Annotated in this window: 3 protein-coding genes; all 3 read right to left on the bottom strand. The window is 51.3% G+C overall.

The genetic code is table 11. The features are described from left to right. Positions 1-29: 29 nt before the first annotated feature. The 3 genes from JNN12_11220 to JNN12_11210 all read right to left on the bottom strand — a co-directional run bounded on the left by JNN12_11220 (position 30) and on the right by JNN12_11210 (position 21,838). Positions 30-269, bottom strand: coding sequence for a hypothetical protein (locus JNN12_11220; protein MBL7978899.1), 240 nt, complete (start codon positions 267-269; stop codon positions 30-32). A gap of 330 nt (positions 270-599) precedes the next feature. Continuing rightward, positions 600-2,636: a hypothetical protein gene (locus JNN12_11215; protein ID MBL7978898.1), complete on the bottom strand. Its 2,037-nt coding sequence runs from the start codon at positions 2,634-2,636 to the stop codon at positions 600-602. Between the two features lie 62 nt (positions 2,637-2,698). Next, positions 2,699-21,838, bottom strand: coding sequence for a hypothetical protein (locus tag JNN12_11210; protein MBL7978897.1), 19,140 nt, complete (start codon positions 21,836-21,838; stop codon positions 2,699-2,701). Positions 21,839-21,886 lie beyond the last annotated feature (48 nt).

The raw sequence follows: 21,886 nt of genomic DNA, 5'->3' as shown, positions 1-21,886 counted from the left end.
TCCGCACTGCTTCTTCTTTGAACGCCCTGTCATACTTGCGCCGCAACCGGTTCGCACTTGCAGGACTTAATGCTTGTTCTTGTTTCTTCATGACACAATATTAAGTTAGATTTGTGTCCGCCTAAATCAGACCACCTCAGTTTCAAATTTATATCATCTTTATTTTCTCCTTTTAAAAGACTGATAATAAATTCAAATACTTCTTTTGGCTTATTCTCTTGTAATAAGCTTTCTATTTTCTGCTGTTCTATTTCGTAAGGGTTTTTCATTTTTTCTTAATTGCCCATAACTTAGTTATATCTGCCCTTTTCGTGTTTTTTGTCGTACTTTTCGGTAAAAAGGGTGTCCAAAGGACTACGGATACTCTGTATGGTTCGCTGACTTATGTGGGTGTAGCGCAATGTCGTTTGGGTGTCACGGTGTTTCAGGGTTCTTGTACCAGCTACGTCTTGCACCTATACGCAATCTGCGCTGCTTGTGTGGTCAACACGGTCATGGGCTGCTGGAAATTGGTACATTAGCGGTCGTAATATAAAGATTTTTTCGGCGTTAAAAAGGAAGTTCTTTGGGGTATGGTGTCGTGTAACGATCCAGATAAGTCAATCTGCCCTAAGAAAAGGACGGGCCGGATCGCTTTGGCGGCTTTCGTTTCCGGCATTATCTATGGCTGTAATGCGATACCAATGGTGTTTTTGCCCGGTAGGATCGCGGAAGACCAAGGTTTGCACCTCTACTTCAGCAATTTGGGTGTAGATGCCTGTCGGAAGTGTATCCGATCGGTAAATCCGGTACTTGGATAGGTCGTTTGCTACAACTGGTTCCCAGATCAGTTCCACAAAGCCTTCGCGTGGAAAAGCCCGCACATTTCGCACTTCACGAGGTGGATTCAGGTCGTTGGCGGTTACGGGTTCCGAGGTTTTAGGCTTGCTGACATTCCCCAAAGAGTCTAATGCTACGACCGTGTAGCGATAGGTGTGGGGCTGGGTAATGGCTTCGTCGCGGTAATAAAACGTATTGGTTAGGGTTGAGAGGAGTTTTTCGGGTGCATTGTTTTCTGAGCGGAAGAGTTGGTATTGCACCACATCGGTAGAAGGAGAGTTGAGCCACGATACATTGATATAGCGTCCGAGCTGGTTTGCTGCAATTATTTGTGCAGGAGGTTCTGGTGGGGTCATATCCGGAATTTTTAGGGTGACAAACGTGGTATCACTAAAGTTCAGGGCATGATCTGCGGCAGTTACGGCAAAATCATAGGCGGCTCCTTCTTCAAGGCCATTTCGTTTCAAGGTGGTATCGGTAAATTGGTTGGTTTTAAGGCTATCTCGGCTTATTTGCATCCAAGCGGTAACGCCTTTTTCAACTCGTTTCCGCAAAACCACATAACTTTTAAGGTCGTAAACTTCAGTTGCATTCCACGTTAGCACAATGTCTTTATTAGGCTGCAGGTTGGCTTTTAGCCCTTGGGGTGGGGGCGGAGGTACTTGGTCTTTCACAATCTCCATTACCGGATTACTCCGCTCACTTTCGTTTCCGGCGGCATCCACAACCACCATACTATAATAATAGGCTTTGCCGGAAATCAGGTCTTTGCGGTCGGTAAAGGTGGTTTGGTTGAGGGGCATCATTTGGGTGAGTAACTTCTCGTACCCATCTTCGAAGCGTGGACTGCGGAGGATGTGGTATCCAGCAGCATCGGGTGTTAGGGATTGTGGCCATGTTAGCTGCAAAGAACCGTCACGATATGCCACAATGGTGACACCGGGGAGTGGGTCGGGTGGGATGTTATCAACGAGTGTGATGGTGGTGGTTTCACTTTGTTGGCCGAATTGCCCCGAAATGGTTTGTGCAACCACAAAAAAAGTTTCTCGGGTGGCATTGGATCCGGCAATCCATGTGTAGGTTCCACTGGTGGTATTGGCGTTTCGGATGATAGGAGTGGGGTTGATTTTCTCGAACATCTCCCGACCTTCGCGGTCTTTTTTGTTTAGGGCACGGTAGAGGTGGAATTGTATCACCTTGTCGTCTTGTTCTTCCGAGGCGGTTGGGAAGCGCCATTGGAATTTGATTTCTCGCCCTTTGGCTTCTGCTTTTAGGTCTTGGGGGGCAATGGGAATATCCGGCTGAATCTTAAGGGTGCGTGTTGTGGATTTGCCGATGGGTTTATTGGATAAATTGAGCGTTTCAAGGCGATACGTTACCGTTTGTCCCATTGTAGCCGTAGAATCCACCCACAATTGTCCCAATGCAATGGCGACGGTGGGATACGAGAAGGCATATAAATTCCCACTAATTCGATCTGATTTTAACCGAAATAACATGGCCGTAGGGTCATCTTCGCCAAGGGTTTCTCGGATCGAATTATAGTCTTGGCCAAGTAACTCGCGGAGTTCAATACCTGACTGTACACCCCGAATCGGCTCTGCTCCGTTCAGGCGGACTTCATTTCCTGCGGCCTCTTTTCGATAAAAATGGTAGCCCTGTCCAGATTTTGGGGGCTGTGTTGCGTAAATGAAGACACGTCCATCTGCATTAACCGAAGTTCTGACCTGTGGGTCTTGCGCCCAAACGGTGTTGGTTGTTGTACTTATTAAGATAAATAAGCCCAATAGCCAAAAAAAACTTTTATTTCCTATCATATTATTTTTAATAGGTTTTTGCGTGGTGAGAGCACTTTGACGTTCTCTTTTTTACCCACAAATTAAAATCTATAGACCACCGGTGGAAAATAATAGGTTGGGGGTTGGGGTATGGGGACGCGCACGGTAGAGACGGTCTCTAAACCTACCCCGTTTGCGATTCTTACCATCACATCCACATTTAGGAGGGAGCGATCGGCGGTTCGGTTTCGGGTAATGGTGCGCGAGAAGGTTCCAAAGGATGGACTTATCCACCAAGCACCAGCTGTCCAGTCTTGTAATACCGCACCATTAATAGGGTTTACGATGCGATACTCGATATAAGAAATTCCAGATTCGCCATCGTTCATGTTGTTTACGGTAATGGTATAGTCTCCTGAATCACGGTTGTATGTGGCCGTTACGCCACTCGTTTGCGGGCGGGTGGTGTCTATACGGAATGGGCCTGTGGAAACCGTTGCGGACTTCATGTTTTGCCCATTCAGTGCACGCACTTGTACATAGACATTCGCCCCATTCGATAAGTCATTGGCAGTAATGGCACGGGGTGAATCGCTCATTCCGAGGAAGTAGCCCAAGGCAAAGGTCGTGCCTGATCCTGGTGGTGTATAACGCGGAGCCTCGTTTATGATGAGGTCTGGTTGGTTATCTGTTCGGAAAGCACGGAGGTTGGTGCTTCCGAGCGTGGTTCCGACGGCAAATTGGTAACCACGTAAGCCCGATTCTGCGTCTTCGGATTTTTGGGTGACGTAAACCGCTTTGGTTCCAAGTTTGGCACGCACAATGGGAATGGTGGGTGCGGATGGGTCGGGGGCGCTAAAAGGCCCGATAGTCAGGGCATCACCATTATTGCCTGCATTGTCCACCGCCCAAATGTGTGCATAAAATGGATTTACAAAAGTGAGAGGGCCACTATTCAAAACTGCGGTAAGCGATGTGGTGGTTCGCACTTGATCCTCTGGTGTGGCAAGGGATGCCTCGGTTGCATCGCGGTTGGTACTTAGGATGTAGCGGTAGAACTGTAAACCGGAAGCCAATGCTCCAGGCGCTGCGGGGTCGGTGGAGGCTTGCCAGTTGAGGGGATAGGATGGTGTAGCAATGCTGGGCTGGGTATTGGTTAGCGGCGAAGCATAAACAACGGCTGCATTGGCTCCGATCGGGGCATAATTCGTAGGAGGCGGGGGCGTGAAACCACCGATTAGGCCGCCTTCTACACGGGCAGCAAAGGGTGCTTGTGGCCGGGTCGGCTTTGTTGTGTCCACGGTGAAGGTTTTTGTTGTAACAATGCTTCGCAAGCCTTGGCCATTTACGGCCCGCACGGAAAGATAATAGGTATTGCCAGAGGTCAAATTGAGACCCCGGATGGTGGCTTCGGTTTTGGTAGCGATATTGTCCCCCAAACGGGTACGAACCCCTTGCATGGTTCCCCAGTTTCGTATTTGCGTGCCGCCGGAAGAGGTTCCGATGGCATACTCAATGTCACGAATGTCCGACTCTAAGTCTAAAGCCACCACATCTACCGGAATCCGGTCGGTTTCATTCACCCAAATCCGTTGGATCGTGGTAGAATAAGGTGTCATAAACGACCTTCCTGAAATAGGATCTATGTTCAAGAAGTATGAAGTCTCGGTGGACTCGGTCTGTACCTTATCGGTCAGGTTAACAGACCATATTGCAGGTGCCGACGTGTCATTAGAGAGGACGCTTCCTCCCGGTGTTGTCCCACTTCCGGAATAAGTGCTTCCTGTTCCTACATTTACCCGTACCTGAACCCCGCGTATGGCCGTATTTCCGCCTGGCCCACGTGCCATCAGTCGGAAGGCAATGGTACGTTGGCTTTCTGTGTCGCTCCGTTTTACCACCGTATGGCGTTGTGTGGTTTCTGTACCTACAGACACAAAGGCTTCATCTGTAAGAATCGTATTTCCTCCCGCATTGTCTATGGCATAGGCATATTCGGCCACGCCATTGGGGTGTGCTGCCGACCAAGTGAAGGTAAGGTCATTAAAATATTGTCCGGTAGGCTTGTTGGAGGAGAAGGAAATCCCTGTAATAACCGGTGGTTCCATGAGTCGGGCAAAATTAGCACGTTGGGTTTGCCAAGTCGTGTTGTCGGTAGTGCGCAAAACGGTTGTTCTCCAGTTGATGTATTCGTCCAACATTCCAAAGAGGGTGGTCATCATGCGTGCTTTTACGGCATAGAGTTCATCTATGGCCGAAGAGAATTCGTTATAGCGGGTTCTGAGGTTGGTTAATCCGGTGTTGAAGTCGGATAATTTTTCAGCAACTTCGGTTGGTACCGCATTGATGCGTTCATTTAAGCCATTTCGGTGCATGGTTACCCACATTTCTCGGCCAACATTCTCTAAGTTCAACATCAAATTATTGTTGTCTAAACTTGTTCGGAAGGTATTGGCTTCGTTTAATGCGCGGGTATCGCCACCACTTTCGTTCTTGTACAATAATTTTAGGATTTGTAAACGACGTTGATACGCCAATTCACGGCTTCCGGTATTGAGTGCATTAAACTGGGTTTGGTTAAAAATGGGATTGGTGGCAATAAGCCTTAACGGGCCGGAAAAATTAAAGGTAAAAATTCGAATGTTTACTGCTGTATTCATCACATTATTAATCGCACTTTCCACATTCGTACTGATGCTGTTTAAGGCATTGAGGCGCCGCCGATATACATCCATCATTTCCCATGAGTACGAGATGTATCGGCTATGGAAGGCATGAACGGATTCCATGGCATCGCGGAAAACACGGCTGATTTCCTGAACAGAGCGGTTTGGTTGGGTTGCTTTTGGGACGCCCAGCATGGTGGAGTATCCCAAAGAACTGCCAATCGTCATGCCACTATATTGCTTGTTGGTGGCCGATGAACGCCATGTTACGGCTGGTGCTACGGCTTGTATATCCACAGAGGTTTGGCCCCGCATGACATCATCAATTTTGTTGATATTGGCGGTAACAGCAGCGATGGATTCTTGGTATTGTTGGTCCAGAGCAGCGACTGCGGCCCGGAAATCGTTCATTCGTTGGGCATTTTGGTCTTCGGCGCTTTGGTCAATATCAAAGTTAGGTGGCGTGTCGCCAGACCAGTTGGCACGTAGGTTTTGAATCGGATTACGCAAAGCCACATCCAATTCATTGACTTCATTTTCCCATTCGATGGCTTCGGATACCGCACCTTGAAGGCGGGTAATGACGGCAGGTGCCTGAGCCGTCACACGACCCAGGTTTATGGTCATCTGGGTACGGCTGGCAGAAAGAGAGGCGGTAGCGCGGTTTGCTTCAATCACATTGTCCACCACTTGTTGATATACCGTCGGGAATGCCAGATTGGTTCCGGGGAAGGTTGTGTTCACCACATTATAGAAGTCGCGCTCTCGGTTGACGGCATAGGTTGCAAAAGCCGCACGCCACGATTGTGGGTAGGATTGTAGGAGAGAGCCTGCGGCAGTTAGCTCTGCTTCGGAAAGGGCAAAGACCTGTGGGGCATTTTGGGCTTGTTGGAGGGCACCTGCGGCTTCATCGGCAGCTTGCTCCATTTCGGCGGCTTGGTTACGGGCATCCTCTATCATCTGGCGATACCGTTCGTCGGAACCCATGCCACCATCCCACGACCCATTTCGGCAGGCAATCCAGAGTCGGATCGTGCCTTCAAATACAAAAATGACCTTCACGCGTCCACTTGCGGCGGCATAAATCAGGTAATTAGGGCCTTCTCGAATAAAGGCACCTTCTGCACTGGCACTCAGGGAAGCAAGCCCCCCCAGAACCGAGGCTTCGATTCCCATGCGGACATATGCTCCAAAGGCATCACGCGGTTTGTTCCACCAGACGGAGAGATCAAAACTGGTGTTCACGGCTACGATCCAGAAGTTAAAACCGCCGCGTGCAGAGAGGTCGAATAGGAAGCCATTGTTGGTGACAACAAATCGTCCATTTACGGTGATGATAGAAATGATACGGAAGTCATTGATACTACCATTAATGGCCCATACGGTTTCGGCACTTCCAGCCTTGATCACGCTAAAGTTCACTTCAGCACGCCCAGTCACGATACTCGGATAATTAACCACCACCTCTACGCCTCCCGCCATAGAGAAGCGGGTTGGGGAATACTCTAAGTTCAGGAAAAAGCCAATATTAAGCCGCTCCTGTGATTGACCAAAAACCGTTCCACGTGCATTGATGGAGATGGCCCAAGCGCCTCCCGGCCCACCTGCGGCAAACATAAACAAGGTGCGAACGGAAACCGCATATACGGGATGCGTACCGACGAATCCGGCATCGGCGGCGAGCAACATGGCAAAGGTCATGCCCTCGACCGATGGGAGCGGGCGCATCGGGGTGAAGTTGATGATATTGGTGACAATGCGGATGTCTTCGTTTTCAGGACGATAGAAGAAGCCGGCTCCCACACCTGTGAGCGTAACAATACCGGGGTAAAGTGGAATGGGAACACTGATATAGGCAAACATTCCAAAACTAAGTTGACCGCCTTTGTTGGCAAATTTACCCATAAAAGCAAATCCAACACCGCCACTGCCACCGAGACTCGTAATGGTTCCACCGCCTGCTGCCCGTAGGAGAAAATCGCCGTTGGATTGGGTGAACTCCATATGAGCCGTCAGGCTCCCCACACCATTCAAACTGACATTAAAGTTTTTGATCCGCAAATAAATGCCGCCTGCACGTGGAATGTAGTACATCACTTGATCTACGCCGCCGCTAAAGGTGCTTCCAAGCGAGAGTTGTACCCCATTGAAGAGCATGTAGGATTGGGTGTCCACGGTGCAATCTTGTACAACTGGATTTTGTGGTGTAGAACCTGGGCCTTCGCAACTGTACGTTAGATTGCCTGTCCCATTGGTGAACGAACCGAGTCTTAGGGTCGCAATTCCCATGAGTTGGGCTTCAAATTCGCCCGTAAATCGTCCGGGGTTTACAATGCCTGTTCGATCAATGGTCAGATCCGCAAAACCAACTTTTGCCCCACCCACTCCCGGAATTTTGAGTCCTGCCACGCCGTTGATCACCAGTTGCCAGCCGCCAGATGTGGTGGGCATCGAAGCCCCAATCTGGATGGAAAAGAAGTCGGTATCGAAAGTAAAAGAAGGGGTGTTGGTCAATTGCCAGTTCACGCTTCCGCCAAACGTTACGCGGATGCCATACTGGTTAGTAAGGTCGGTGGGTCGTCCAAATTCGATGATCTTGGCATTGTCGTTTTGCACATACACATTACCCGAAGCATAGAAGGTGGTTTGTGCGGGTCGTTGCCAATCTATGGTGAGTTGAACACCCGTTGGTTCGATGGTGGCAAAACTGCCGAGGGTAAGCTCAAGTGGGCTACCATTCCGTCGTCCGGTGGCATCTAACGTAAAGGAAACGGTGGTTGGAGGGATCGTAACGGCTCCGGTTGTGGGGTTAACGGTCATCGCCACCGAGACGGCAGAAGACGCGGACATGGGCGCGGGAAGGGTCACGTTTCCATTAGCCCGCAAGGTGAAGGAACCAGAAACGTACCCCAATCGCAACTCGCTTAGGACAAATACTTGGTCTATGATGTTGATCGGACGACCAGCCAAGAAATTCACGTCTCCGCTACCCAATGATACGGATCCATCCGTACCAATGGTGAAATCGGTGAAACTGATGCCCGTTTGCCCCATAAAGTTCATCGCGCCACTCATTTGAACACGGAATGGCGAACCACCACTTGGCCCCAGTAGTGCCAGGCGGTTTACGTTCATGACCAACGAGTTGTTGAATAGATTGAACGTTTGTGGCGTGGTCATGACGGCAGAAGTGATGCTAACACCAGTTGTTCCTACTTTAAGCCCTGTTACAGAGATGGCAAAATCGGTTCCGATACTGGGAAGCCGGAAGGTTCCATCAAAGGTTACGGCAAACTCGGTGGCATTGGCGGTTAGGGCTAAGCGCGTCGGTTCGAGGGTGGCGAAGCCGAGGTTAATCCGAGACGAAGGTAAATGCGATCCAGAAGCCACAAAACTCCAGTTTCCACTGGCCACTTCGCCTGTTAGGTGCATTCTTGTGGCCGCACCCGCATTGTTTTGGAGGAAGGTTCCACCCAATTGGCCACTAAACCGGAGTGCGGAAATACCGGAAGAACCCAAGACCATTTCGATACCACAAGCGGCAATAACAACTGCGCCGTCGCTGAAACTTGCTTGCTGGACGGGTGTACTTTCGCAGCCTGGTTGATAACTGGCGGAGTACGTTCCAATTCGTACTGTGGCACTTTCAAACCCCGAAGAAGTAATTCGCAGGTTTTCCACGTTCAAGGGCAACCGCGAGAGGCTTTCCGGTAGGTTGATGCGGGCGCTTGCTTGGAAGACCAAGCCAGAACCAGAACCGCTAAATCCAAGTGCCGTAATAGCAACAGGGAAGTTGCCAAACAAGGCTTGGTTGAGTTGTTCGGTAATGGTGACATTAAACGTGCCAACACTCACCACCGAGAAATCGGACGTGTTGAGGGTCATATCTAATTCTACGCCCGCACTTGGAGCGCCCGAAAATCCGGCAAAAACCACCTGAATGGGTTGCGCTGGACGGGTGTAAATGCGGAGTCGTCCGCTTCCCATATCCTGTGTTTGGATCAGCAATGGGTCGGAATTGGAGGGGCCGGAACGCAATTGCAGGTAGGCCACGTCTTGGTTCGGCAAGCCAAGACGTGCCGGAATGGGCAAGATACCAGCGATGTTGTCAGGATGAAAACCATCACGGTCGAAGTACGCCAAGCGGGTGGTCGTTCCGCCCGTAGCAAGCATAATGTCGGCCCGGCCATCCGTTACGGAAACGGGCGCGTAGTTCATGGTGAAGCCTACAAAGTTGAGGCTCAGACTGTTATAGAAGTCTTCTGGACGGGTCCCGAAGCGGAGTTGTGCGGTTGCTGCTCCACTAATCGTCATGCCCGTTGCATCCAATCGCAGACTACTGGGCAGGCCGAGCCGGAAGAAATTACCCGAAGGCACAGGTGTGGCAGGAGACACCAACTGGAAGGCCGAGCTACCGCCGCCAAGTCCAATATCGAAGGCAATCGCGGCATCCAAGGTGATGTTCCCACTTGTAAGCGCCATGTCTCGGAAGCGGAAGTGCGGATTGTTAAAACTCACTCCAATAGAACCCGTACCGACCCGCAAGTTGCCCGCGCCATTAAACGTGATGCCATCTTGGTTTAGGCTGGCGCTATTGACGGTAAAGGAAAAGACAGGCTCACGGGAGGGCAAAGACCACGTAAAAGGCCCCGTTACGGAGATATTGGCATCAAAAACCTCGCCTGTCAGCAGGTTTAGGCCAAGTGTTCCGGTTGCAGTAGCCGGTCCCATTCCGTCGCGGCGGATGGAGGCTTCAGCGCTACCTCGGAACTCGGCGCGCGGGGTTGCGCCAAACGCCAAATCCAAGTTTGCAGAAGTAAACCGGAGGGTTACAGGATCGAAGTTCAGGGAGCCACATGGGGCAAGGCTGGCATTTGCCGTAAAGGTGGTGCCATTAAAGCCAAGATTGATGGGATTTCTACAGGCCGGACCGGAACCGCTTAGGTTGGGGTATTCTAATTCGGTGGTTAGTTGGAAGTTGAAGCCTTGTGTGCCGCTGTTATTCAGGAGGCTACCCTCAATTCGGGTAACATTTATCCGCACGCTACCACCCATTGGAATGCGTAGGAGACCACCGTCTGGAATATAAGGAACGATGGTTCCGACCAAGTTACCCTCTTGTAGTCCGGCATTATTGAGCGTAATACGAGCATTTGCCAATTCTGGAGCCGTAGCACGGAAGCCGGGTAAGGTGATTTCGAGGTCGAAGCGGGGGTTAAAACCAGAGAATCGTCCCGAGAAAAAGTCCACGGTCATCGGCGACATACGGAAGGCCAAGAGGTCTATCGCAACGGGGCCGAGCGCAAAAGGATCTAAGTTTAGCGGAGGCGTGGAGCCACTATGCAGGTCTATCGCGGCAAAATGAAGTCCTGCATCCGATATTTCGATGTTATACGACGGCAATTCTACGCGCCGTCCTTCTTCTAAGCCAAAGCGCATCCGAATGTCCAAACCCGCTCGGAAGGAGAAACGTCCGGCGGCATAGGCCATCGTAAGGCTCGAAATCCGGTTAATGCCCATCGCCATAATGCCCATGTCTATGGTTGGAGGCGAGGACAAAGCCCGAGGCATAGAACCTGTAAGCCGGAAGCCGGTTTCACTTAGTTGGGCTTGCACATCCAACTCGGCGGCAATTGGCGCACCCACTTCGTCTCGGGTACGGATACGAAATCCGGCGTTTACATCTAAAGAAAAACTGGGAGAACCGCCTGTTAAAGGTACATCAATGCTTCCCAGAACCTCTCTGATTTGCAACGATGCCAAGTTAGAGGAACCAACCAAGGGTATATTGGCATCCATTCCCCTACAACCCGCATTCCCACGTAGTCGTCCATCCATTTGGATATACGTGGTGAGGTTACATGCCGGAACATTGTTCTCGAAGAGCCGAACCGTACCCGTTAGGAAAAGGGCTGCCAAGGGCGAACCTTCATAATTTTGGATCCCATACCCGATTTCTGTGAGTTGGAGCGGGAAGTTGGCGGGCAAAATGATTCGCGAAACATCGGCAGTCCGAACCGAGAAATAACCCCCTACGACCCGAAAGTCACGTGGGTCAATTTCGAAATTACTAAAGGTGACCGCCAAGGAAGGAGCCGAACCAGAACCGCGCAAGGCCGGAATCACCATGTTTACGGTTTGTCCGGGTTGGGTGTTGATACGGAGGTTGCCACTGGGGAGTGTTGTCATGTCCACTATCAAGCGGCCACTACGCCGAAGTTCTAAATAAGCAACATCTACATGTGGAACGGGCAAACGATCTGGCAAAACCGAAAGGACAAAAGCGGGGTCAATCGCAATTCCGGTAGAAGAAATGGTCGCTACCCGCGAGCCGTTATGGTTGATGGTCATGTTTCCGGCAGTTATGCCAAATGGACTAAATGCCAGTCGGAAATCGCTGGAGTACGTTAGACCGAGACCTGTTAAGTTCCAATCTCGGTAACGTAGTGCGGCATCGGTGCTACCCGCTACGCCCAATCCGGTACGGTCTATTCGGATGGCTCCGGTCAGTTTTAACATCGCACCCGGACTTAGCGTTAGGGGTGCATTGAGCGCAGCCGCAGAGAAAGCAAGTTGATTTGTGGTCTCGTTAATACCTGCTTGAAGTGAAAAGGCGGTATCAAACGTGATGCTTCCGGAGGAGATCGAGGCGTTGTCTAAATTGAATAAAAACTGATCAAACGTGACACCCAGTTGTGCGCCATCGCCAAACCGTAGGTTGTTGCGCCCGTCAATCAGCAATCCATCTTGGTCTAACCGTGCGCGATTGATGCGGAAGGTGAAAACGGGATTGGTGGCAGGTACGGCCCAATCGAATGGATTGTCTAAGTTGAAGGAATAGCGATTGAATCGTGCATTGGTTACGTCTAATTCAAACGTTCCGCTTACTGATTGGCCTGGGGCAAACGTTAACGATGCACCACCATCAAACAATACATTCTGACGACCACCCATAACGTCGAAAATTAGGTTTGCGCGGCTTACGGATGCGGCATAGGTACCAAATTGGAGCGGACAGGAGGGGGCAAGATTTTCTACACGTCCTCGGATCAGGCCGCCCGGGCCAATACTCAGGCGGGTGGTCCCCAAACTTAGAGGCGAAGGAGGTCCTGAACAAGTAAAGGGTGCACCAAGGTTGATACCACCGGCAACCTGAACTATTGGTGCAAGATTAAAGGAGCGGTTGTTAAAACTGCCACTAAGTTGCGCGCTCAGTTCGGTGACGTTCAAGGTGGCTGGCCCCATGGGGATGTTACAGCCGCCGCTTCCGATGGCTGAAATGGCAGAGTTGAAACTGACACCCGCACCGGAGAACCGTAAATTGTTCAGGTTAATGGCCGAGGTTTGGAGGCAGGCCGGAAATTCTGGACCACTTGGCAAATTCATGCGCAGGTCGAAGGCAAAATCCCAGTTTCCAGCAGTATTGCTGTCGTGTGCAAACCAGTTGAAGGTAAAGGGCGTGGCCAAACGAAGCCCTGTTATACGTGCCTGGGCAAATCCGAGATTAAACCCACCCAAACCGGATAAATCGGTTTCGTTATAATTAAAGGGATTAAATCGGATACCAGATTCGGTAAGTCGGATGGGTAGCTGGGGAAATTGTAGGTTGTTGAAGGTTGGGACGGTGAGGTTGGCATCCATCGCAAGTTCAAACGAGAACCGCCCCGAAATGGGGTTAAAGGTGAGGGTGGGCAGGTGTAGGTTACGGAAACCCATGTTTAGGAAGCCCAGATTTAATTGAGGGGTTCCGCTACAGTTGGGGCGGACGTTTCGCGCCGAAAAACCGGAGGTATTGGAGATGCTTAGGTCTAATGATGCCCCACAAGCCGCCATGCCTTCTACCTGCATGGCCAAGTCTCCGGAGGCATTTAGGTTATACCCAAAGGCGCTGGTGCGGGCGTTAAACGTGAGGTCGCCGGAAAGGGAGGCAACGCCAAGCGTGGCCAAGGGACTCCCCGGAACCAGCTGAAGGCGTTGACCGAGCGAACAGGAGAAGTTGAGGTTGTTGGTTTCGCCGGAAAGGGTGAAGTTGTTGATGGCGCATGTGGGTGTCCCATTCATGAGGGAAACCCCGCCATTTCCAGAAATGCGTACATCGGGGAATTGTATGCGTAATTCCGTAAGGGCAGCCTCAATGGGTTGAGACCCAATGCGGAGGATAGGCCGGACACCATCGGCACGCGCCAGAAGTTCTCCCGTTAGTCCACCTAGGCCACCCCTCAATAAACCCGTCACATTGGCAGGACCACCGCCTCCGGGCATGTTGAGGGTGGTATTGATGGTGGCTTCTTCAAATCCACGTTGGCTGATGCGAATGCCCCGTAACGAGAGTGGATCCGCAGAAACGGCAGTAGGAAGGGTGATGTTCAGGTCGGCCAAGAGTGCCAAACCGGCTCCATTACCTGTCAGGTCGAACCGTTGGAGAGCGATGGGGCTTCCGGCTCCGAATAGTGCGGCATTTAAAACGGGTGCGCCATTGGCTACAAAACTCCGCACTTCGCGAACGGTGAAATCCCCTGTATTGAGTACAAATTCAAATTGTACAGGTAGGGTTGGATCGGAAGGACTGGCACCCCGAAGCGCCGGAATGACAAAATTGATGGGTGCGCCCGGACGGGTTCTGACAGCCATCCGACCGCCGCCCTCGTCTGCTGTTTCGATGAGCAAAGCGCCACCGGAGTCACGGAGTTGTAAATACGCGAGTTGTGCATCTGGAAGGGGGAGCCGTGCCGGAAGTGGAAGTGCGGCCAAGAGGTTATCGGGGTGGAAACCATCTCGGTCGAAGTAGGCAATGCGAACAGTCCTGCCACCATCCTGGGCGTTTAAATCCACCCGCCCATCGTTTACGCCAAAAGGCGTAAAGCCGAGCCGGAAGCCCGCAAAGTTAAGACTTAGTTGGCCTTCTGTAAACCGTTGGGTTCCGTAATTGATCCGGGCGGAAGCCGTGCCATTTACCAATAATCCAGTTGGATCAAGGCTAAGACCCGTTGGCAAATTAAGGCGGAAGAAATTACCTGCCGCATCTGCTGCATTGGCGGCCACCAATCGCCAATTGGTTCCCTCGCCTAAAGGAATGTCGAAGCCAAACCCTGCATTAAAGGTCACGCTTCCACCGTTCATCCGGCCATCAAAACCAAATTGTGCGGCATTAAACCGAACCCCCACAGGCGCACCGGGCACATCCAATTGTCCGGCTCCGTCGAAGGTGAGTCCGGTTGTATTGAGCCGTGCGCTGTTTATGGTAAAGGAAAGCAAGGCACGATCGGAAGGAATTTGCCAAACAAAGGGGCCGTTTAAGAGGATGTTGCTTCGGGTCAGGCTTCCGTTTACAAGGTTAATCCCCAAATCCCCCGTTGCGTTCAAAACTTGTCCATCGGGCGTGCGCAAGGTGGCCTCGGCGGTTCCGTCTAAGGTGGCAGCGGTTGTGCTACCGAGCGTCAGGGCCAAGTCTGAGCGTGTGAACCGTAAACTGAGCGGGCCAAAGGTGAGGCTGCCACAAGGAGCAATGCCCGAAGCCGTAGCCGCAATATCGCCAGTTGAAGAGAGTGCCGCCGAGAGCGTGGCAGAGCAAGAGCGGGTATCCCCAAAAGCGGATGGGAATTGTAAACCGCCATTGAAACGCACATCTACGCCTTGTCGTCCAGTATCATCGAAGAAGCGAGCGGTTATTTGCCGAACCCGAAGACCCGCATCCGTCCCGAAAGGAACCACCAAGCCGCTTCCGGGTAAATCGAAGCCACCTAAAGTCCCAGTAAAAATACCATTACGGAAGGTGACATTGTTGAAGGAAATATCGGTTGTGGCGAGGTCGCGGGAAAGTCCCGAAACAGAGGGCATTCGGAAGTTGAGGTCGAAAGAAGGAATGAGTTGTGCAAGCAGGTCTGTACCAAGTGCTGTAAGGCCGCTCAGGTTGAGCGAAGGTATCCGAATTTGCGTAGGTTGGATTTGTATGGGGCCAAGTGTAATCGGAGCAATACCCAAGTCTGCCAAGGTGCGTCCGGCTAATTGGATGGAAGGCAGGCGGAATCCATCGGTTCCAAAATATGCGCCATTGGCCGGAATCGTGACAAAGGTGCCGTCCGGCATTCTTACGCGGAAGTCGAGGTCTGCACCGAGTCCAAATCGTAAAGCGCCACCACTTATGCTTAGGCTCAGGTCTCGCAAATGGGTAATGCCCATCCCAAAAGCGCCAAAGTCCAATCGGGGCAATCCACCGGGTTGGTTTCCATCGGCAGTGGTGTTAAGGGTGAAGACACCGTTGTTTAGGCTGGCCGTAAACCCTAAACGGCCCATTTCGCGCCCGCTACTATTCAAGTTGATCTGGCCATCTAAGCCAAAATTAACCGTTGTTCCACCCGTCGCTACACCCGGCAGCGCCAAATCTAACGAGCCATTTACACCTGTTATGCGAAGTGAGGCAAAATTATCAACACCGGGAAGGGGGATGTTTTGGTTGATGCCTGTACAGGCGAGGTTTCCAGAGAGTCGTCCGGTTTCTAATACTTGGAAGGCCGCTGGGCAGTCTCCACTCCAATTTTGGGCCAGCATCCGCAGATTGCCCGTCAGGAAAAGCCCGCGCACGGTTCGTCCCGATATCGTCCGTTCACCATACAATATGTTGCGCAGTTGTAACGGAAATTGATCGGGGAGGATGAAATCGGTTAATCCAGAAACATCCGCCGAGATACTACCACCCGTAATTTGCATCAAAGCCGGATCAAAGACTACATCGGTAAATGTGACCGGAACTTCCGGCGTGCGGCCACCGCGTGCCATTGCCGGAAAGACCAAATTGACCGTTTCGCCACGTCTAATGGCCAATCTTACCCGACCACCCGGCTCGGTTGTGGTCTCAACCAAAGGTGTTCCACCTCTGCGCAATTGTAAATATGCAACGGTTTCGGAAGGCAGGGGCAAGCGTTCCGGTAATAAACGGCTGACCACATATCCGGGGTTAACTTGAAGGCCGGAACGGTCTATATACCCCATAATGGTGGTTCCGTCCAAAAGATTGGCGCGGCCCGACCCAATAGCAAAGGGGCTGAAGTTGAAAGAAAAACCAGAACCAAAGTCCACCTCTAAACGGGGCAGGTTGAGGGTTTCGCCGCCTTCTGGTCGGTAATTGAGGGCAGCCGAACCGCGTCCACCAAGGCTCAGCCCTGTTCGGTCTATGGTAATCGTAGAACCAAGACGCAACATAAGTCCCGGATTGGCAGCAGGCGGTTGGGTGGCATTGACGGCATTGAACCGGAGAGAACCACCAGAACCAATCCCGGCCTCTAAGCCCATCCCGGCCTCAATCTGTATTTGGCCGTTCTCGATGGCCAATGTGGAGAGATTCAGCCCGACATTATCGAATGTAGTCCGAATCTGAGAACCACCAACATCTAAAGTGTTGATTCCATTGATGTTAAGTCCATCTTCGGAGAGTTCACCAGATGTGATATTGAACCGGAAAACGGGGCTTTCGGGCGGAACGGCCAAGACAAATGGGGCACTCAGGGCAAACCGATAGGTGTTGAGTCGTCCGGTGAATAAATTGAGGTTATAGGTTCCATCGAAGGGTGCGCTATCGCCAATGGTGAGGCGTGCGATACCATCTAAGGTGGCGGTTTGGTTGTCTCCGGAGCGGCCCAAGGAGAGCGTGGTCCGTCCGGCGGATGCCTGGAAGGGGCCAAATTGTAAAGAACAGGTTTCTGGGATATTGGCGGTTACGTTGCCTAAAACCAAGCCATTTGGCAAGAGATTTAATGCGGCTGTTCCGAGTGGCATCGTGGTGGCAGCCGTACAGGTGAAGGCATCGGAGAGGCGCAGATTGCCATTGAGCGAAAAGATGGGTGCAAAGTTGTATCGCCCTGACTCAAATCCGGCGGTGAAACTACCGCCAATGCCTGTCAGCTCTAAGGAGGCTGGCCCCAGTGGCAAGCTACAATCCCGTAACGTCTGAACAGGCAAGGTGGCACTTAAGCGGCTACCAGATATATTAAGGCTAAGCGGGAAAGAAGTGGTTTGTAAACAGCGAGGAACCTCGGAGATATTGCCCAGCCCGATGTTAAGTCCCACTTGGGCATCCCAATTACCGGGCGAGTCGGGGGGGCGGCCAAACCAATCGAAGGTGAAGCCACGCATGCTGAAGCTGCTGACACGGGCTTGAATGCCCCCAAGGTCAAACGGACGCAATCCCGATAGTTGGGCGGAATTAAAGTTGACATCGGGGAAGGTAATGCCATTAGGACGAATTCGGATACCGGGCAAGGTTGGTAATCCCTGTGTACCCAATAGGGAGCCTGCCAATTGCAGGTCGGTTTGGATTTCAAAGTCGAAGCGCCCTGTGGTTGGGTTAAATTCCAAAGAAGGGACACGCAAATTGGCCATAAGTGCCTCCAATGCCCCCAAGTTCAGACGTGGTGTCTCGGAGCAATCGGGTCGGAACTCGGAGGCGGTAAGACCAGAGGTGTGGGTAAAGCGAAGGTTAAGATTTGTTCCACACCGAGGACCATTGCTCACTTGTAAACCCAATTGTGAAGTGAACAAAAGATCGTGCGTGAATCTTCCACCCGCATAGCCCAATCGTCCCGTAATGCTCCCAAGATTTAACGTAGCAAGGGCGCTACCCGGAACCAATGGAATGGCTTCGTCTATCCGACAATCAATGGTACTCATTCCTCCTGTACCGCCCACCACCAAATCGGTGATGCTACATGCTTGCCGTCCGCCAAACAGCGTAAGTGCGCCGCTTCCCGTAAGCTGAACAGATGGGAACTGGAGCCGTAACCCGGAAAGAGCCACCTGAAGCGGGTTGCTACCAAGGGTAAAAGCCTGTTCTAATCCCAAAAAGCCACTTAAACCCGTGCCATTGGCCGAGAGACGACCACGAAGCGTACCTGTTGTTCGGTCGGGAAGGTTGATCGTGGCAGAAACGTCTGCTTCCTCGAACCCCCGTTCACTTAGGCGCAAATTCCGAACCACCAATGGACCGGAAGAGAGATCGGATGGCAAGGCCATTTGTACATCTGCATGAAGCGCTAAGCCTGAACCAGCACCCGCAAGCACAAAACGGGTAAGTTGTAGTGGTGAACTTCCGAACAAGGCACGGTTTACCTCTGCCGAGGTGGCAACATTAAACGAGCGGACTTCTTGCACGGCAAAGTCGCCATTGTTCACCACCAGATCGAAGGAGGCGCCAATCGAAGGAGGCGTGCCACCATCATTTAATCCCGCCAAAACCAATTGAATCGGACTTCCGGGGCGCGTAAATAATCGTAAACGTCCACCGCCTAAATCTTCGGTGGCGATGAGCAATGGAGCACCTTCGGAGGTGCGAAGCCGCAAAAATGCCAAGTCGGTACGTGGCAAAGGTAGTTGTGCTGGCAAGGGGAGAGCCGCCAAAAGTCCGCCCGGTTCCAAACGAAATCCAGTTGCATCAAACGTTGCAATCTGGCTACCGTCCACAAAAAAGCCGAGTTGGCCACGGGAAACGGCTATGGGACTCGTCCCGAGTGTAAAGTCCGTAAAACGCAACTGCAACCGATCCGTCCCAAAAGACTCACCCCCAAACCGGAGTTGTCCGGTTGTATTACCCGAAAACGCAAGCCCGCTTGGCGTGAGGTTTACAGATTCTACCCGAATTGCAAAAAGGTTTTGGCTCGGTAGGGTGGCCGAGGCCGAAAACGTGGTGAAGCGGCCTTCGTTTAATAGATAGACCAACTGAAAAGCCGAACCCGATCCGCCAATTTGGGCAATACCTTCGGTAAATCGGAACGAGTTCAGGTTAAAAAGCCCTCGGTCAAACCGGACGGGGATGTTGTCTGCCCCAATTTGGATCGCATGGGTTCCGGTGATGCGTAAACCAGATTGGCTCAGGCTCAATCCGCTACTTAAACGGAAGGTGAAAAATGGGTTTTCCGATGAAGGGAAAGGTAGATTAAGGCCAGAGAGGAGGTTGAAATTATAGGTAGAGAACCGTCCTGTGATCAAGTCTAAACTGAATGAACCATTGGCGTTTATGTTGTTTTGTCCAAATAGGTTAAGGTCTAATCCAGTATTTGCTTCTAAACGGGCGGTTTGAGTGCCTCCTAAATTGCCCAATATCAAGTTTGCAGCACGCAAACTACCACTTCCAAACCCAAAGTTAAGGGGGCATGTGGGTATAACGTTTGCAATGTTGCCCACCAATCTTCCAAGCGGATCAATAGCAAGGTTTGCGGGCAAGAAGGTTTCCTCGACACCGCCACAGGTGAAGGGTGATCCGAACCTTAGCGACCCACCGAGCGATAAATTGGGACTGACACTAAGGCGTCCACCGGATAGAACTGCTTCCAGTTGTCCCCCCAATTGATTTACCCGCAAAGTAGCAATTCCCAGCGGTAGCTCACAACCGGATGGCGTTAGGTTACCCAGATCCATGCTAAATGAACTACTCGTAAACCGAAAATCGCGGACATTAAACCGTGGTGTCTGTAAACATGCGGGTAATGGGAGATCGTCTGCCAGCCGGAAGGCAAAATCCATCAACACAGGCTGCCACGCCGCAGACGTAAGATCAAACGCATTGAGCGTAAAAACGGGTACTCTTAGTGCCGTCAATTGCCCTTTTAGTGCACCAAAATTTAATTCAGGTAGATTAGTCAAATCCGGAGCAGTCAAAACCGTACTGGGAAACGAAAAACCCTCTGGCGTAAGCCTGATACCAGCTATGCGTGGAAGTCGAACTCTACCTAAAATTCCACCTGTCAGTTGCCCGTCTATGTCTATGGCAAAGTCCCAACGGTTACGCGCCGTATCGAAGCCCAAAAATGGAATGCGCAAATTACTCAAGCTGAGGTCAAACAACCCTAGTGGCAATGAAGGCAAATCACAGGTTGGCGAAAGGTCTCGGATACTCCAGCCGCTTTCTGTAAGGTCTGCGTTCAACCCCGCAGCACAACGTCCTTCCGAAACATGAATCGCGAATTGACCATTTACCGTAAGTTCAGGGGTCATACGGCCAGTACCTGTGTCAACACGGAGACGACCTTGAAGGCGATTTAGTTGTAATTGCACCAAATCTGACCCAGGGACAGCCTGAATTGCTTGATTTAAGGCACAATCAAGCAATAGATCTTGCATTCCGCCAGTAAACAAGACTTCATCTAACGAACAAGTGGTTCCGTTTAAACTGAAGCGACCAGAGCCGCTTAACTGGCTTTCGGGAAATCGGGCGCGAATGCGGTTAAGGATCAATTGCTGACTTGGATTACCTAAGGTTAAAATGGGGCTGTTACCGGATTCGGCAAGTATTTCACCGGAAAATCCACTCCGCGAAAACCGCAGACTACCCACCGCAGGTGTGAGGTTGCCATTGGGGAGCCGGAGCGCGCCTTCGGCCATAAACCCACGTCCGAATTCCCAACGTAGAAGGCGCACCTCTACCAGTCCGCCAGAAGCCCCCCTCAAGAAGCCGGAATCTGGCGCCGGGCGTGCGGTCACCGAACCTGCTTGTAAAACGGGAACATCTAATGAGCCTTTTTGGAGGCGAATGTTTTCTATGTTAACGGTTATCACTTCAGAGGAGGGGGCTGTTAGATTTAAGGTGGCAGGCCCGTTTAGCAGCCAGTTCGTTCCCTCATCTGTTACAATTAAATCGGTTAGCCCCGTCAGGGTTGCCAGTCCAGGTTCTAAAACAATTTGTCGTAATTGGGCGATCAAATCGTCTGGTGCAGCGCTAGCACCAAACGAAAAGGTGTAGATTTCACTTTGGCCATCTTGGGCAATCGGCGTACCGGAAACCGTTCGTGCCTTAACATTCCATGCGTAACGTTTTCCCGTTTCTAAAGGCAGTAGATCTCGGCCATATACAAAAGTGGTTCCTCGTTGGAAGGCCGATTCAAGTTGGGCGCGATTGCCCCGAAACGCTTCATCGGTGGTTTGTCCTGGTAAAATTTCTACTAAACGTACCTGATATTCAATCGTTTGGCGGGAGGGCCCCAAAACGGGTAGCCATGTGAAAATGGGTTGGGCCTGCGAGACAATGGCTTCATCGGACGGGGAAAGCAGCACGGGTGCTTCTGGGAACGAAACCGTAAAGAAAACAGAAGCTGGTGGTGCAACCACAAATTGCTCTGGATCGGTTGAAAGCGCCTCTAAGGTCAATTCGTAACGGCCCTCTGGCAATAATCCGGTTTGATTAATGCGGGTTTGAAGATCGGATGGTAATTTTCTTATCAAACTTGCAAGGTCCGGGAATAAAATTTCCGGTGCATCCCGAAAGGTCCGATAGGTGTAAACACCAGGCCGAATAGTAACCTCCTGAGAAATCTCGGAAACCAGTTCCTGCCCATCAAGCGATAGAGATAAGGCGAAACGGAAGGTTCCAGGTTGCCGCGACGCATGACTATAAACAAACTGAACGGGGAAACGCCCTGCCTGATAGTCGCGTTGTAACTCAGCTAAATACGGCGTTTGGAGAACAGAAGGAACGCCGGATATGGTAATACGAGCAGTTCCCTGACCATAGGTCGGGAGGATGCCGGAGGCAAGACTGGTAAATACCAAAAAAAGAAGTCCTGACCAATGACGGAGGGTGGATTTCACCATGTGCAATAATTTTTGGTTTTTGTCCGAAAACCTAAAAGTGGTAAGGAC

Source organism: Bacteroidetes Order II. bacterium, from assembly GCA_016788705.1.
Taxonomy (GTDB): Bacteria; Bacteroidota; Rhodothermia; order Rhodothermales; family UBA2364; genus UBA2364.
The sequence above is the reverse complement of the archived record's forward strand: the minus strand, read 5'-3'. Positions and strand labels throughout refer to the sequence as shown.

Excerpts from the sequence above, each read along its gene's own strand:
- JNN12_11210 (MBL7978897.1), bottom strand. The coding sequence starts at position 21,838 with ATGGTGAAATCCACCCTCCGTCATTGGTCAGGACTTCTTTTTTTGGTA.
- JNN12_11220 (MBL7978899.1), bottom strand. The coding sequence starts at position 269 with ATGAAAAACCCTTACGAAATAGAACAGCAGAAAATAGAAAGCTTATTA.
- JNN12_11215 (MBL7978898.1), bottom strand. The coding sequence starts at position 2,636 with ATGATAGGAAATAAAAGTTTTTTTTGGCTATTGGGCTTATTTATCTTA.